Source organism: Bacillus sp. FSL K6-0069 (assembly GCF_038007785.1).
Lineage (GTDB): Bacteria > Bacillota > Bacilli > Bacillales > Bacillaceae_G > Bacillus_A > Bacillus_A mobilis.
This window is the reverse complement of record NZ_JBBOXN010000001.1, coordinates 716857-733770: the sequence shown is the minus strand read 5'-3', so window position 1 is coordinate 733770 and position 16914 is coordinate 716857. Positions and strand designations below refer to the sequence as shown.

Sequence of the window (16914 nt, the reverse complement as noted above, 5' to 3'; positions counted from 1 at the left end):
CAATATGGGAAAGCTTTTCTTATATTTCAATCTTCACTTTTTATTCTCTTCATATATATGTATATAAACAAACTAGGAACTAAAAAACAAGCAAGCATAATAATTCCTGTTATACTAATTTCCTTTATCGAAATATCCGGTGTTACAACGATACAAATAGCTAAAATACCAATAATAATACCTACCGGAATGAATAATAGCTTCATAAAATAACTACGCGATACTCCGCCCGTATGCTCATACACTTCCACCGAATTTTTTAAGTTTAAAAAATTAATAACTATTATCCCGCACATAAATACCATTAATAAATCTGAAACACTTTCATATCCTGCATCTTGCAAAACGTAGCGATAAAAAACAATACCTAGTATGACGATATTTTGTAAGATGAAAACGAGTCTAATATGTTTTAGCCCCTCAATCATTAAACGTTCATCTTTCACGATTCTCATCCCCTCACTCCTCTTCCTCCCAAAATAAATCATTTAATGTTTTGTCTACCGCATAACAAATTTTCAAACATAAATCTAAAGACGGGTTGTATTTCCCCTTCTCAATTAAACTAATCGTTTGCCTTGTAACGCCTACTTTTTCTGCTAATTGTTGCTGTGTTAAATCTAACTGAACACGCGCGACTTTTATTTTACTGACAGCCATTCATGTTCCTCCTCTACCCATATTGTAACATATATATTCCATTAAGTAATTTATATTTTACGCCATTAATTTGATTTTCACTTTATTATACACAAAAAAGGAGCCTCTCATAAGAAGCTCCCTATCCTATATCTATATTATAAGAATAAATGACATCCAAATAAAATTGTAAATAAGTATAGTAACGGATGTACTTCCATCCCTTTCCCCTTCACAATCTTTAAGACTGGATATACTAGAAATCCAATTGCAATTCCATTCGCAATGCTAGACGTTAACGGAATACCAACGAAAATTAAAAATGCTGGTAATGCATCATCAAATTCATTCCAATTAATATCACGAAGACTTTGCGCCATTAAACTACCTACAATAATTAATGAAGGAGCTGTAATAGCGGCTACACTTGATAAAGAAGCAATGACAGGGCTGAAGAATGCCGTTATAATCGTTAGGCCAACAACGACAATACCTGTTAATCCTGTTTTACCACCTGCAGCAATACCTGCTGACGATTCAATCGTCGCTGCTGTTGGGCTCGTTCCAAAGATAGAGCCTGTAGTCCCGCCAATTGCATCTGCAATAAACGCTTTACCAAAACGTTTCTCTGTATTATCTGTAATTAAACCTGCTTGTTTAATTAAACCAAGTAATGCACCTGTTGTATCAAATAACAGTACAAGTAAAAATGAAAATACAACACCATATAATCCGTATTCAATTACATCTGAAAAGGCGTTGATTGGGTTTGAAACAATAATACCTTCTGGTAAATGAGGCATCGCAACAATTTTATCCGTAAACTTCAGTTGCCCTGTAAAGAAGGCGATAACTCCCGTCACAATCATACTAATAAATAATGCACCGCTCACACGTAATGCCATTAATACCGCCGCTAATATTAGACCAATTAAAGTTAAAATAACGGCTGGAGAATGAAAATCACCAATCGTAACTAAATTAGATGGATGATCAACGATAATTCCAGAAAGGCGTAATCCAATAAAAGCAATAAATAGTCCAATTCCACCTGCAATTGCATGTTTTAAACTATCAGGAATTGCGACAATTAGCTTTTGCCTAAATGAAGTGAAAGATAATAAAAGAAAAATGATACCTGTTACAAATACTGCCGAAAATGCAATGACATATGTAATCCCCTCTGCCTGTTGAACAACAGAATAAGCAAAATACGCATTCATTCCCATAGCTGGAGCAATAACAATTGGATAGTTAGCTAAAAACGCCATACATAGTGTCCCTACAACCGTCGCAATAATAGTTGCTGTAAAAGCTTGATCAAATGGTACACCTGCATCAGATAATATTTTCGGATTGATGACAAGAATATACGCAAATGTAAAAAAAGTTGTGATGCCAGCTAAAAGCTCTTGCTTCACAGAAGTGTTATATTTTTGTAATTGAAACATGGTTATGTACCCTTCCTACATCTGAATTATTATCACACATTCTTTTCTTACTAGTATGTGAGAAAATATAATACTTAATCTTAACAATCAATAAAAAGAAGAGTCAATATATTCACTAATAGTTCGAATTTTAAGTTTAAGTCTGACAAGTACAGATGTAGTACAGTTAACTATGTTTATTTTTGTAGCATAACAGATAGAAATGTTTTATAATTTGAAATAGTTAAATATTTAGTAAACGTATTCAAATATCGTTCACTCTACAAGGAGGATTCTTCTTATGCAGCACACAAACAAATCTGGAACTTTAAATCGAGGTTTAAAAGAACGACATATTACTTTAATGTCACTCGGTTCAGCTATTGGCGTTGGACTATTTTTAGGATCCGCTTCTGCTATTAAGCTAGCTGGCCCTTCTATTCTACTAGGTTATATGATCGCTGGACTCGTTATTTTTTTCATTATGCGAGCGCTCGGAGAAATGGCAATTGAACAACCTGTTGCCGGTTCTTTTAGTAAATATGCTTCTGATTACCTTGGACCACTAGCTGGCTACATTACCGGTTGGAACTACTGGTTCTTATGGGTTGTTACTTGTATGGCTGAAATTACAGCAGCTGGTATCTACATGCAGTACTGGTTCCCAGATATCCCACGCTGGACTTGGGCGTTACTCGCTCTATTATTAATGAGTGCTTTCAACTTCTTATCCGTAAAAGTATTTGGAGAACTTGAATTTTGGTTTGCTCTCATAAAAATTGTCACAATTATCTGTATGATAATTATTGGAGCTGGTATTATTTTATTCGGATTTGGAAACGGCGGTATCGCTACTGGTATTTCAAACCTTTGGTCACATGGTGGCTGGTTCCCAAATGGTTTTTCTGGGTTATTGCTCTCTTTACAAATGGTGTTATTCGCTTATTTAGGCGTTGAATTAATTGGTGTTACAGCAGGTGAAGCTCAAAATCCGAAAAAAACACTCGCAAAAGCAATCGATAACGTATTTTGGAGAATATTGCTATTCTACGTTGGGGCTCTATTCGTTATGATGGCAATTTATCCATGGAACGAACTTGGTGAGAAAGGAAGTCCATTCGTATTAACATTCCAGCAAATCGGTATCGCAAAAGCAGCAGGGATTATTAACTTTGTCGTATTAACAGCAGCTCTTTCTTCTTGTAATGGTGGTTTATTTAGTACAGGCCGTATGCTGTTTACATTAGCTCAGCAGAAAAAAGCTCCTGAAAGATTCGGTCGTTTAAATAAAAACGGTATTCCAAGTCAAGGAATTGTAGCAACAGCCATCGTTTTACTCGTTGGTGTTATATTAAACTATCTTGTACCTGCAAAAGTATTTACATGGCTCACTAGTATTTCAACTTTCGGGGCAATTTGGACTTGGGGCATCATTTTAATCGCTCAAATTAAATTCCGTAAAGGATTGCAATCTGATAAAAAGGACAAGCTATCATATAAAATGCCTTTATATCCATTAAGTTCATATTTCTCACTCGCTTTCCTTGCACTAGTATTAGGTATAATGGCGTATTCAGAAGATACAAGAATTGCATTAATTGTTGGCCCAATTTGGCTTATTGGTTTAGCTATCGTGTATTATATGAAAGGGTTCCATAAAATTGATGAAACACCTAATTCAAAAATTAGTTAAGCCCAAAATCTCTTCCTATTTACTAGGAAGGGATTTTTTCATTATTCACACAAATATTTCTCAATCAAATTAACGCTATCTTTACACTATTTAATATTTTCTATCTTTCTTTCCTGAAAAAAATAGATTACATTATTAAAGCAAATATGTTTATTAGGGGGATTCTTCTATGAAGAATAAAAAATGGATTACATTTTCTTTAGCAACAGCAATTACACTAAGTATAGGAGCTTCATTCATTCCGTCTACTTATGCCGAAAGCTCAGTAGACCCAGCTCCTGAAATTGCTGCAAAAGTTGTAAATCAAAATAGCGGGAAGAAAGTCTTATTCGATAATACACACGGTCAAACTGCCGGGACAGCTGACTGGGTTATTGATGGCGGCTTTTCTGACTTCGGAAACGGTATTGCCCAAAACGGATATCATGTAAAAGAACTTCGCAAATCAACACCGATTACGTATGAAGATTTAAAAGACTACAATGTATTTATCGTCCCAGAAGCCAATATTCCTTACAAGAAATCTGAACAAGATGCAATGTTACAATATGTGAAAAACGGCGGTAGTATCTTCTTTATTGCAGATCATTATAATGCAGATCGTAATAAAAATCGCTGGGACTCTTCTGAAGTCTTTAATGGATATAGACGCGGCGCTTGGGATAATCCAGCAAAAGGAATGTCTAGCGAGGAAACAAATTCACAAGCTATGCAAGGAGTAGAAAGCTCTGATTGGCTATCTGACAACTTTGGTATTCGCTTCCGCTACAATGCAATTGGTGATGTTTCTGCTAAAAATATTGTGTCACCTGAACAATCATTCGGAATTACAAAAGGTGTTTCATCTGTAGCAATGCATGCTGGTTCTACTCTAGCCATTACAAACCCAAAACTAGCAAAAGGCCTTGTTTATCTTCCAGAAAACCCGGCAAAATGGAATAATGCTGTTGATAGCGGTGTTTATAACGGCGGTGGTATTGCAGAGGGTCCTTATGCTGCTATCGCTAAAGTAGGACTTGGAAAAGCTGCCTTTATCGGTGACTCTTCTCCAGTTGAAGATGCGACGCCAAAATACGTTCGTGAAGATTCTGGCCAAACAAAGAAAACTTACGATGGTTATAAAGAAGAAAACGATGCTATTTTACTAGAAAATATCGTAAATTGGCTATCGAATAAAGAAACTTTTACAAGTTTAGATCAAGTAAATGGTTTACAACTTGATTTACCTACCACTTTACAAACATTTGAACAACCAAGCTTATCAACTGAGCCACAACCTGAACCTTGGAGTGCACCAAATGCAGGTTATCAATGGTTTAATACAAATACTTTTAAAGCAGGTTCATACGGTTATAACGGTGCCGTAACAGCAAACGACTACGTAGTTACACACCCTAGCACTCTACCAAACAATGAAGTGTTCCAAATCAAAATCCAAGTAAATAACTTATTACCAAACACAACATACACTAATTACTCTTTAGGTATATTCGCTACTGGTGGTACACAAGTAGCAAAAGTTCAAAATACAAATGGTACTTGGCCCTCTACTTTCGGATATAGCAATGCATTTTCTTTCACAACAAACAGCTTAGGTTCTGCTGAGAAGATTGTAAATGTACAAATCAATCCAAATACGACTGGACAAGCAACGCTTCGTCTACGCCAAAATACGACAGCGAAATACAGTGAAGCTGTAACAATTGATAAGAAATAATAAAAAAGGCAATCCAATACGGATTGCCTTCTTTTTACTTCTCTTCTTTTGAGAAAAACATCCTTGAAATAACGATACCTATACTACCTACTATTAAGAATAACACTGCCCTGATCATCATCGATACTTCTGGTAAGTCCAAAAGGAATAGTTTCCCTATCGTTACGACTAACACGACTAAGCCGGCATACAATATTTCATTCATATTTTTATTCCGTCCAAGCCAAACGGCAAATAATGCATATACCATCCATAATAACGATACAGATACGCTTATTATACTTCCATCTGTAGAAAGCACTTCACCAACTCTAGTAATTGCGATAAATACGATAACCATAAACCAATAGAGTGCTATAGAATAAACATATTTTCCAAAGCCCCTTAACACATCTTTCGCTTGTTTCATGCAGTAAAAAAATGTACCTATTAAAATAATATGAGCAACGAACCCAGCTGAAATGAAATGATCAAATGGACTAAAAATAGTCTGTATCATTCCAATCGCGTAAATCGTCGCACTAACATACAATTTTATCTGTTGTTTTACTTTAATTGCAGTCACCATTCCGAGGAAACCTTGTAATAATAATACAATTGCTGCATTCACTAAACTATACTCATATAAAATCGCTAAACTAAATGCACCCATTGCGAAACCAAATAAAAGATTTGTAAATGTAGAATGTCGATTTTTCCTATATTCAAACACGAACATAATAGCGTGCACGAGTGCGCTAATCATTAATCCCCATGTTGTAAATTCAGGTATTTTTGAAATAGCTAATATAAAGAAAACTGCATTCGCACTAAATATCGCCAAGCGTGGCTCTACTATAAAACTTCTCTCCGTAAACATATGCCAAAATAATAGCAAGTGAATCAAACCATAAACAACCGTTAACTGTATTTGCAAATCCTCTACTAACATTGACATAATAGCGAAGAAGACGAAAAGGACGATAGCAGCAACAGCATAAGAAATCATATATAAATACTGATAACGATTTTTCAACGCATACCATAATAAGCTAAGTGTTAGTATCGTCTCATATCCAAAGAAAATATAAGGATTAGGAGTCGTACTATTTAATAAGAATGGTACGAAGAAAGCTCCTACCGCTACGAAGATAGTAAGATATTCCGATTGATACCTCTTCGCTACATAAATGCCTAAAATGACCCATGCAATATTACATACAAACGCAACACTTGCTGGAATAAAGCCATATAAATAATGTGCCGCAAATGTCGTTAAAACTATACCCGTTATACTTCCTCCTGCTAATACTAATCCTAACGCTTGCCGCTCTCGTTTAATTTGAATATCCCCTACATAATAAAAACCTATAGATAGGACAATACCAAACACAATTCGTATTGCTGGTGTTAATAATCCGGCATCTACCCCTGCTTTAAATAACCATATTACTCCAAGTAACATAATGCCAACAAATATGCGTGGTAACCAAGTTTGGCAAAACCTAATAATATTAAAGGGTTCTGGTTTAACAGCAGATATATCCACTTGTTTTATCTCACGTTCTTGCACAGACTCTTTTATTGTAACTACTTCTTCTTTTCGTTTTTCCTCCATCACCGTTTCAATATATTCTTTCTTTTCCTTACCAACATGTTGCTGAGCATTTTCTACTTCTCTTTCTCTTTGTTTTGCTTTCAATTCAAAAAGAGCTTCTTGCATCGTTTCAATTGTCGTTTCGAGTGCTTCTATTTTCTTATTTAAATCTTCCTTCATAAGCTCTCCCCTCACCACTGATTTTTCCACTCAACCTATATATTACCAATTATCTTTATCATACTCTTAGTCTATTCATTTTCAATACTATTTTTCAAAAAAAGAAAGGTGTTTTCCGAAATAGGAAAACACCTCTTGCTTATTTCTTCTTATTTAAAACAATACTCACGATAACGCCAATACAAACACCTATAATAGCCGGAACAATCCATCCCACACCTTCTGTATAAAACGGAATGTATTTCAATACTAACGTCCACTGATTCATCATCACATTTTTATTGAAAATATCGATTGCACTAAATACCGCTACAATCCCAACTGTTACTGCATATACGTATGCATACTTTCCAATATATTTATGGAATAACCCTAAAATAATAAGCGTTAATGCAACTGGATAAATAAATCCAAGAATCGGTACTGATACTTTTAAAATTTGTGTTAATCCTAAATTAGCTAAAATCATACTAACAAAACTTAATATAAATGCCCAAACTTTATAAGTTACTTTCGGAAATGCACTTGCGAAAAATTGACTACAAGATGTAACAAGTCCAATTGAAACACATAAACATGCGATCGTAAAAATAAGACCTAATAAAACGACTCCAGCTTGTCCAAATAACGTCGTCATCACTTGTGCTAATACGTTCGCCCCATTATCAAATGTACCTAACGAACCGCTAATTGAACCAACATATCCAAGTATGACATAAATAATAGATAATAATAGTCCTGCACCAATTCCAGCAATACTCATATACTTCGCTAAACCTTTATCATCTTCAATACCTTTTGCACGTAAAGCATTTGCAATAACAATCCCAAAAATCAAAGCTGCTAATGCATCCATCGTTAAGTATCCATCTAAAAACCCTTGGAACATAGGAGCTTGTCCATAGTTTCCAGCAGGCTCTTTTACATTACCTACTGATGTAAACATGCTCTTTATAAAGATAAGGGCAATCATACCTAATAATAATGGTGTTAAAACCTTTCCGAACAATCCCATTAATTTAGACGGTGATAAACTTAGCCAGTACACAATACTAAAGAAAATAACCGTATAACATAATAAAACTATACTTCCTGATTCTGTGAAGAACTGACCTGGCCCCATTTCAAAAGCTAAACTTCCTGCACGTGGTATACCAAGACCTGGCCCAATAAATAAATACACGATACACGGAAAAATAATGGCGAATGAAGAATGAACCCTACCTGCTAGCGCTTGAAAACTTCCTGCTTTCGCAATCGCAATAACGCCCAATATAGGAAGACCTGTTGCTGATATAATAAAACCTACTAATGAAACCCACACATGTTCCCCTGCTTCATACCCAAGGAAAGGTGGGAATATAAGATTCCCCGCTCCAAAGAACATCGAGAATAACATAAGACTAATAAGTAAAATTTCTTTTTTCTGTAACAATTTCATTTCTTTCTCCTTCTTTAATTTCATCTTTTATGAAATCAATTTCACATATAAAAAAGTGCAATAAACCGCATCCTTACAAAGAAAACATAGTCCATAGTCTAACATAAAAGAAACACCCATTCTATAGCTATCTCTCTTTTCCAATTTCTTCTGAAAAATCAACCTTTATTGACTTATAATAGTTAATAAGGTAAAATATTAAATGTACAAAATTATTAACTTTGTTTTTGTTTGTGTCAGGAGGAAAATAACATGGAATCAGCGATACAACTAGAAAGAGAACAACAAAGAAAAAAGAAACATCCTCCAGGTTTATACTTACTCTTCTTTACAGAAATGTGGGAAAGATTTAGTTACTATGGATTACGAGGATTATTAACATTATATTTAACGACAGCTTTAGTAAGCGGTGGTCTTGGGTTTAGTCCCGCATGGGCACTCTCCATTTACGGATTTTATACTGGAGCCTGTTATTTCACACCAATGATTGGTGGATACTTAACAGACCGGTTCCTAGGTAGACGAAAAGCGATCACAATTGGTGGTATAACAATGGCAATCGGTAACCTTACACTATTTGCCATGCAAAACCAATTCGGCCTATACCTCGGATTAGCGCTTATTATTATCGGTAACGGATTCTTCAAACCGAACATCTCTACACTGGTTGGGGAATTATATGAAGAGAACGATCCAAAACGTGATAGTGCATTTACCATTTTCTATATGGGTATTAACGTCGGATCATTTTTAGCTCCACTCGTTTGCGGATTTTTATCAGAAAATTTATTCAAAACAACGGTTGATGGCGTTGTACATTACGGATTCCGTTACGGATTCTTAGCCGCTTCAATCGGAATGATCATTGGACAAATTTTATTTACAACACTATCAAATCGCTTCCTTGGTGATATCGGTAAAAAACCAACTCGCGATTTACAAACAACAGATGGACAACCATCAGTAGGAGATACACCGTTAACAAAAAAAGAAAAACAACGTACCGCAGTTATCGTCATTTTAACATGCTTTGTTGTCTTCTTCTGGGCTGGCTTTGAACAAGCTGGTAGTTCATTAACATTATATACAAACAAATTTGTAGACCGCTCTGTGTTCGGATGGGAAGTTCCAACATCTTGGTTCCAATCGGTCAATCCATTATTTATTATTTTACTTGCTCCAGTCATTTCGGCATTATGGGCAAAACTTGCAACTCGCAAACGCGGGGATTTAAAAATCCCAACTAAAATGGGACTTGGTATGATCTTGCTCGGTATCGGTTATATTATTCTCGTTATCGCTACATTAAAAACAGGTAGTGATGAACATAACATTACAGAAAAAGCAAACTTACTATTTATCGTCTTTACGTATCTTTTCCATACGTTAGGTGAGCTATTCTTATCACCTGTGGGACTATCAATGGTCAGTGCACTTGCCCCAGTAAAACTTGCTTCTTTATTAATGGGAGTATGGTTAGCAAGCTCAGGAATCGCCAACATTTTAGGTGGACAACTGGCAAGCTTCACAACTTCACTTGGATACGCTGAAGTATTTACCGTAATCGGAGCTGTAGCAATTGTATTAGGTTGTGTTTTATTACTAATTTCTAAGAAACTAGTGAAATGGATGGATTAAAAAAAGATGAGGGGATTTCCCCTCATCTTTTTTATTTCTGCGCCTTCGTTCCTACTAAATCACCAGCAACAACGTAACGCTTAGAATTATCCTTAACAGATACACATGTAATAAGCGTTATTTCATCTTTCCCATGATCCTCGACAACTTCCCACTTATCAGGAGTTACTTCAGATACACCAGTAACCGCATATTCATATTCGTTTTCATTATCATACAAATAAATTTTGTCACCTTTTTTTAAAGAGGCTACATCACTAAATAAAACACCTTTTTTAGACATGTTATGCCCTGCTAATGCATAATTCCCTTTTCCCATTACTTGATTTTCTTTTACTGTTGCTGCACCTGATAATAGGTTTTTCTCAGTAGAAGATTTTAAAACAGGAAGTTCTAATGAAACACTCGGGATCGAAATACGACCAATTACTTGTTTCTTATCTAATGATGCATTCGCTACTTCTGCCAAGTCTGGTTGATCAATTTTCGAAGCATCTACAAATTCCGTCTCATGTTTTTCATAATCCATCTTTTGAACAGCCTGTACATTTTCAGTCTGTTTCTTTTCAGCCTGATATCCATCATAAAATGGCTTTCCAATTAACACACCACCTACAACAAATAGAAGGATTGCTACTATACTATAAATTCTTTGCTTATTCATATACAATTCCTTTCCCTTACAAAATCTTACTCTATATAAAATGATAAGATAATATTGCTATATGTACAAGTGTAAGCTGAAAAGAAACCTTCTCGCCGATGCAAGAAGGTTTCTTTTTAAGCAATTTTATTTCGATATAAGGATACGTGAAAAATCGTCATTTGAATAAAGAAAATACTAAATGCAATATATACCGGATATGCAGGAACGTATAGATTAGCAATTGGAGAAAGAGTTAAAAAACCAACCGCACAGGGCAACACGTACCATAGTGACATAAATGTAGTACGACAAGCCTTTTCTGTAATTGCCTTTTCTCGTTCATCTTCTTGAGGAAATAATAGTGGAAACATCCAATACGAGAGCTTTTTATATTTTTTCTTTTGAATTTTATAAAGAACAGTCGATACAATACTAAATATTAAAAGTAATGTTAGCGGCATTAAACTCAATGAAACTTCAAATGGTACTCTCTCCGTTTGAATAAAGTTAGCAACTTCGATAGTAAAATAATACAACTCAATAAACGCCCAACCTGCTAATACCATTAAAAGTACATTTAGCATATAAGAAAATACGAGTCTATTCATCCTCTTCCCCCTCCTTATTCAAAACAAACACATCTTCCATCTTTAACTGAAATACATCACAAATCGTAAGTGCTAATAACAAGGAAGGAACATAATCCCCTTTTTCAATTGCAGCGATTGTTTGCCTCGTCACTCCAACCTTTTCTGCTAATACACTTTGCGAAAAATTAAACCGAGCTCTTAATTCCTTCACTCTATTTAAAATGGTCAATTTTACCACCTCTCGATTACATTGTATGCTTTCCTTAACAAAATGTAAACTCAACTTAACATTATTTTTGTAAAAAAATCCAACTTTACGTATTGTAAAGTTGGATTACGTGTTAGTTTAAAATTGTAAGCTTAACATTTTTTCTGCCCCACTTACTAGACGAAGCCTTATCTGGCATTAAAACATCAATTTTGTGACCTTTAATCGCGCCACCAGTATCTGCTGCAATTGCTTCTCCGTATCCTTCAACATATACACGAGAACCTAATGGGATAACAGATGGGTCCACCGCAATCAATTTCATTCCTGGGTTTGCAGTTAGATTATAGCCTCCCCATGCAGAATATACTTGTTGACCTGGTGCATAGCCATTTTCACCTGGATCTGCTGTATAAGCTGTTGCATGTACATAAAGTTCTTTTCCACCAGCAGTTGGTTTAGCAGGTTGTGCAGGTTCTATATTTGAATTATTATTTTTAGATTGAGCTGGCTTACTAGCTTGTTCTTGCTTCTGCTTTTGCTGTTCAGCAACTTCTGCCTGTGCCTTAGCTAATGCTTCTTGCTCAGCCTTTGCAGCTGCTTCTGCTTTAGCACGCTCTTCTGCTGCAATTCTTGCCGCTTCTTGCTCACGAGCAATTGTTTCTTGAACTGCCTTCATATTTGACTCAATTTTAGCCTTTTCTTCTGCTGCTAAATTAAGTTGGCTTGCAATCGCATTATATTTAGCTTGAACTGTTTGTAAGTTATCTTGACGCTTTTTCAAGTTATCTTGCAACTCAGCCTGTGCTTTTGATAATTTTTGTTTGTCTACTACTAAAGACGCTTCTTTCTCGTCAATTGTTTTCTTATCTTCCTCAATTTGACGAAGATCTTGTTCTTGTAGACGTAAAATTTCTTTATCTGCTTCTAGAATAGTAGAAACTGCATTCATACGTTGTAAGAAATCTGCAAAGTTTTTTGACTCTACTACAACTTCTACTACTAAACTTGTATTTGAACTGTTTTGAACAGAAACCATACGTTTTCTCATAATATCCTTACGAGCAAGGACTTTATCCTCTAAAACGACAATTTCATTCTTTTTTTGCTCAATCTGCTTATGTGTTTCATCGATTTTACGTTGAATAGCAGCTTGATCCTCTTTATTTTTTGCAATTGTATTATTTAAATTATGTAGTTCGTTTTCGATACCTTGAATTTCTTTATTAACAGCTTGCTTCTCTTGCTCTTTCTTTTGCATATCTGCATCGTTTTGCTGCAATTGCTGTTGCATGTTGTTAAGTTTCTCGTCGTTTGACTCTGCTTTTACAGCGACTGTACTAGAAAGACCGATAATTCCTGCTAATACTAGACTACTGATTCGCTTAAAATAGTTCATAATCCGACTCCCTTCTTATACAGTTATACATGATTTATTTTACAGTTTGTTTACAATACCATTAAATACAGTTTATTTTTCATGACGAAAAAAAGGGAATTATGAATAAAATGTAATAGATTATTAAATATTTAACAATTCCTATATTTAAAAATTATAAAAGATGCTAAAATCCAAATATAGAGAAAATATAACTTCTAAAGGCGGTTGAAATAAATATATGTTTACGCAAAAAAAATCACTCCAACATAAAATTGATCAATTAGAAAGTCGTATACAAGAACTAGAAGCAGAATTAAAACAAAAAGATATCGAACAACAAGAGACTATTTCTTCTATCCACGATCATGTACAAAGCGTTGTTCAAGAACATAAACTTGTAAATAACCAGCACCATACACTCCAAAATTTAGTTCAACAATTAAACTCATGTTTCGAAAATGTTTCAACGCGTACTACGCATTCCAATGAATTAAATAACGAAATGTTACAAAAAGAACAAAGCTTAATTCAATCTATTGAAGAAATTATCGACTGTTCTAATGAAGGGAAAGAATCTGTCCACCGTTTACTTATTGTAATTAACAAATTAGGTGAACAATCTCAGCGCACGTCTAATAGTATGAATCATCTAAGTGAGCGTTCAAAAGAAATCGAGCAAATTGTAGAAGTCATCCAAAACATTGCAGCGCAAACAAATTTACTTGCATTAAATGCGAGTATCGAAGCTGCGCGTGCTGGAGAGCACGGCAAAGGATTCGCTGTCGTTGCCAATGAAGTAAGAAAACTAGCGGAAAGTACAGCCGAAAGTACAAAAAACATCGGTAACTTAACGAAAAAAATTCAAGAAGAAATTGAAAAAGCATACGATAATACAAAAGATAATTTACATTTAGTCGATGAAGGTGTAGAAATGAGTGCCGATACAAACGCTAGAATTGAAAACATTTTAATTATGATTCAAACGTTACAAAGCGGTGCTACAAATGTTATTAAAGCTATTGAAAACCAAAAATCTTGTAATGATGATATATTACGTGAATTCGCTAATACACAACAAATGTTCCAAAAGTTAAATACTACTATTATGAATCACATCCATGATGCTGAGAAAGTCGATGTTCAATTAGCGAAAAGTCTTGAAGACACAGTAGTTTCTCATTAATAATAAAAATCCCTTATACCGTTATAAGGGATTTTTATTATATTTCGAATATTTATTTCTTCTCAATATTCATCCGTATCTTTGTTATAATGGACAAGTTGTTTCTTTCGACTAATAAACAAGGAGGTTATTATGGAACAATTTTACTACATTTTAAAATATTTAATTCTTGGTTTGTTCCAAGGACTAACAGAACCAATTCCGATTTCTTCAAGTGGTCACCTCGTTTTAGCACAGCATTTGCTAGGACTAAAAATAGAAGGGTTTAGCTTCGAACTACTTGTTAATTCAGCTTCATTATTAGCTGTATTACTTATTTATAGAAATGATTTAATTCGTCTAACGAAGAATGGTTTATCTTATATATTTACAAGAGCAGAAGACGCAAAATCAGATTTCTTCTTTATTATTTACCTTGTTATTGCGACCATTCCAGCAGGTGTTATTGGTGTTTTATTTAAAGACTATATCGACCAGTACTTAAAAGGCGTGAAGATGGTTGGGATTTCCCTTCTTATTACTGCTGTCGGCCTTTGGATTATTAGAAACTTGCGTGGACGTAAAAATGATGGCGATCTTTCTATGAAAGATGCAATTATCGTAGGATTAGCACAAGCTTGCGCACTAATTCCTGGAATAAGCCGCTCAGGTGCAACAATCGTAGCAGCGATGTTACTTGGTATGAAGCAAGAAACAGCTCTTCGTTTCTCATTCTTACTATATATCCCTGTTAGCTTAGGTGGTTTATTACTAAGTATTACAGACATTGCAAAAGATCCAAATCTAGATACATTATTCGTACCATATGTCGTTGCGTTTATCGCAACATTTATCATGACATATATTTCGTTAAAATGGTTTATGAACATTATGGCAAAAGGGAATTTAAAATATTTCTCTTTCTATTGCATTATCGTAGGTGTACTTACTCTTATTTTCTTATAAAATGAAACTTACAAAGCGAAAAGCGAGTCATTCTATTAAACTAGGATGACTCGCTTTTTTATATCTTTATAATGATAAAACCCTCTTACCTTTCTGTACAGTAAGAGGAGCCCTTTTATGCGTACACTTTCTTTTCTTGACAATACAAACGAATAACATGTTTATTTTGTTGAAATACATCATGCGTTAGGCGGATAATAATAAAATTTCGTTTTGTTTGATCATCATGAACAAAAATCTGTTCTCCCTCCTGAAAATGCCATGCACTTTCAAAAGTTGTAATATGATCCCCACTTACAGAAAAAAGCTCATATCGCATATCTTGTACCCTCTCTCAACTAATGATAATCATAATATTCTTATATTAAATTTATTATAACTTAATTCCATTGAGATTTGTAATTTTTTCTATTTCGAAATATTTTAATTTTGTTTTAAGGTTCTTTTAACGTTATAATAATAAACGAATTTTCATTGAAAGGAGCTTCATTTTGACTGCATATTTATTTCCAATAAAAACAGCATTTATTTTATTTCCTATTTTAGCGATGTTTCTATTAATCCCTTTTTTAATATTTAATTATCGCAAATATGGTTATTTGAATAAATGGCGTTCATTTATTTTATATTCACTATTACTCTATGTATTAAATGCTTATTTTCTTGTTATCTTACCTTTGCCACAAACATATGATACATGTAGCCTACAACCGGCTAATACACAACATATGCAACTCTCGCCATTTTATTTCATACAAGAGATTAGTAATCATACCTCGGCAATTTTAACGAAGCCAGCTACCTACTTCTATTTATTAAAGGAATCTGCGTTTTTACAAGTCGCTTTTAACGTTCTACTAACCGTTCCATTTGGTATGTACTTACGTTATTATTTCCGACGTAGCTTCTTACAAACAGTGTGTATTTCTTTTTGCCTTTCACTGTTCTTTGAATTAACACAAGTAACTGGATTATATGGTATTTATAATTGTGCCTATCGCTTATTTGATATTGATGATTTATTTTTAAACACACTAGGCGGTGTAATTGGCTTTATCATTGCACCAATATTTACGTATTTCCTTCCGAAAACAAGTGAGCTAGATATTCATATTGATTTAGAAACGAAACCAGTCGGATTCATTCGTCGTCTCATCGCTATGCAAATTGATTGGATTTTCTTATCTATCGTTGTACCGTTCATTAAAAACAAAGGAAATTCACTATTTATCGCTAACATCCAATCTTATACAAATGTATACGAACTTCTTTTCATTACATGTTCAGTCTTCATTTACTTTATTATCATTCCATACTTTACAAATGGAAGAACAATAGGAAAAGCATTGCTTCGGATTTACATTAAAGGACAAGCAGAGCGTATTACACTAAAAGAATTATTCATCCGCTACGGTATATTCTATTTCATTCTAGGCGGAATCAATTATATTCTTTCGAGTAGCTCTATCTTAAATCTTAAAGAGCCTTTAGTATTAGTAGTTATATTATTATTCCAACTCGTAATTAACGGTCTATTTATTATTCATGTTTTATTACATGTATTTAGTCGTGATAAGTTACTATTTTACGAGCACATTAGTCAAACAAGAAATGCGATCATACTAAAAAAAGCTGACAAGTAATACT

The 16914-nt window shown here is 34.3% G+C and carries 15 protein-coding genes and 1 pseudogene; 6 read left to right on the top strand and 10 right to left on the bottom strand.

From position 1 onward, the window contains the following. Window positions 1-26 precede the first annotated feature (26 nt). From MHB74_RS03650 to MHB74_RS03640, 3 genes are all read right to left on the bottom strand, one after another. On the bottom strand, window positions 27-455 hold the full coding sequence (locus MHB74_RS03650; protein WP_061676319.1) for a hypothetical protein: 429 nt from the start codon (window positions 453-455) through the stop codon (window positions 27-29). A 4-nt stretch (window positions 456-459) separates the two neighbouring features. Next, a complete protein-coding gene (locus tag MHB74_RS03645) occupies window positions 460-660 on the bottom strand; it encodes a helix-turn-helix transcriptional regulator (RefSeq protein WP_000301181.1) in 201 nt (66 codons plus the stop codon). A gap of 137 nt (window positions 661-797) precedes the next feature. Then, window positions 798-2090 carry an NCS2 family permease gene (locus MHB74_RS03640; protein ID WP_061676320.1) on the bottom strand — a complete coding sequence of 431 codons (1293 nt, stop codon included), beginning with the start codon at window positions 2088-2090 and terminating at the stop codon, window positions 798-800. 280 nt (window positions 2091-2370) lie between these two features. On the opposite strand from MHB74_RS03640, the gene MHB74_RS03635 reads away from it, so the two are divergent. Beyond that, entirely contained in the window at window positions 2371-3762 is a 1392-nt protein-coding gene (locus MHB74_RS03635) for an amino acid permease (RefSeq protein WP_061676321.1), read from the top strand. 169 nt (window positions 3763-3931) lie between these two features. Continuing rightward, window positions 3932-5479, top strand: coding sequence for a hypothetical protein (locus MHB74_RS03630; protein WP_061676322.1), 1548 nt, complete (start codon window positions 3932-3934; stop codon window positions 5477-5479). A gap of 34 nt (window positions 5480-5513) precedes the next feature. Here the strand turns inward: MHB74_RS03630 and MHB74_RS03625 are convergent, their stop codons facing one another. Then, window positions 5514-7235 carry a DUF2339 domain-containing protein gene (locus tag MHB74_RS03625; protein WP_061676323.1) on the bottom strand — a complete coding sequence of 574 codons (1722 nt, stop codon included), beginning with the start codon at window positions 7233-7235 and terminating at the stop codon, window positions 5514-5516. A gap of 139 nt (window positions 7236-7374) precedes the next feature. Further along, on the bottom strand, window positions 7375-8676 hold the full coding sequence (gene brnQ1 / locus MHB74_RS03620; protein WP_061676324.1) for a branched-chain amino acid transport system II carrier protein BrnQ1: 1302 nt from the start codon (window positions 8674-8676) through the stop codon (window positions 7375-7377). A gap of 252 nt (window positions 8677-8928) precedes the next feature. Here brnQ1 and MHB74_RS03615 point away from each other — a divergent pair, with 252 nt between their 5' ends. Further along, window positions 8929-10314: a peptide MFS transporter gene (locus tag MHB74_RS03615; RefSeq protein ID WP_061676325.1), complete on the top strand. Its 1386-nt coding sequence runs from the start codon at window positions 8929-8931 to the stop codon at window positions 10312-10314. Between the two features lie 31 nt (window positions 10315-10345). Here MHB74_RS03615 and MHB74_RS03610 read toward each other — a convergent pair whose 3' ends face one another. The 4 genes from MHB74_RS03610 to MHB74_RS03595 all read right to left on the bottom strand — a co-directional run bounded on the left by MHB74_RS03610 (window position 10346) and on the right by MHB74_RS03595 (window position 13157). Beyond that, entirely contained in the window at window positions 10346-10978 is a 633-nt protein-coding gene (locus tag MHB74_RS03610) for a class A sortase (RefSeq protein WP_061676326.1), read from the bottom strand. Between the two features lie 116 nt (window positions 10979-11094). Then, the gene (locus MHB74_RS03605; protein WP_061676327.1) at window positions 11095-11568 is read right to left on the bottom strand and encodes a hypothetical protein; all 474 of its coding nucleotides are present in this window, start codon (window positions 11566-11568) and stop codon (window positions 11095-11097) included. Beyond that, a complete protein-coding gene (locus MHB74_RS03600) occupies window positions 11561-11779 on the bottom strand; it encodes a helix-turn-helix transcriptional regulator (protein ID WP_000154011.1) in 219 nt (72 codons plus the stop codon). Before MHB74_RS03600 ends, MHB74_RS03605 begins: the two co-directional genes overlap by 8 nt. 112 nt (window positions 11780-11891) lie before the next feature. Then, window positions 11892-13157, bottom strand: a complete 1266-nt coding sequence (locus tag MHB74_RS03595) for a 3D domain-containing protein (RefSeq protein WP_061676328.1) — start codon at window positions 13155-13157, stop codon at window positions 11892-11894. A 646-nt stretch (window positions 13158-13803) separates the two neighbouring features. On the opposite strand from MHB74_RS03595, the pseudogene MHB74_RS29185 reads away from it, so the two are divergent. After that, window positions 13804-14322, top strand: a pseudogene (locus tag MHB74_RS29185) (methyl-accepting chemotaxis protein); the annotation flags it as partial. A gap of 132 nt (window positions 14323-14454) precedes the next feature. After that, on the top strand, window positions 14455-15267 hold the full coding sequence (locus MHB74_RS03585; protein ID WP_000434784.1) for an undecaprenyl-diphosphate phosphatase: 813 nt from the start codon (window positions 14455-14457) through the stop codon (window positions 15265-15267). A 115-nt stretch (window positions 15268-15382) separates the two neighbouring features. Here the strand turns inward: MHB74_RS03585 and MHB74_RS03580 are convergent, their stop codons facing one another. Further along, on the bottom strand, window positions 15383-15586 hold the full coding sequence (locus MHB74_RS03580) for a hypothetical protein (RefSeq protein ID WP_001268328.1): 204 nt from the start codon (window positions 15584-15586) through the stop codon (window positions 15383-15385). A gap of 172 nt (window positions 15587-15758) precedes the next feature. Between MHB74_RS03580 and MHB74_RS03575 the strand changes: the two genes are divergently transcribed. After that, window positions 15759-16910 carry a VanZ family protein gene (locus MHB74_RS03575; protein ID WP_061676330.1) on the top strand — a complete coding sequence of 384 codons (1152 nt, stop codon included), beginning with the start codon at window positions 15759-15761 and terminating at the stop codon, window positions 16908-16910. Window positions 16911-16914 lie beyond the last annotated feature (4 nt).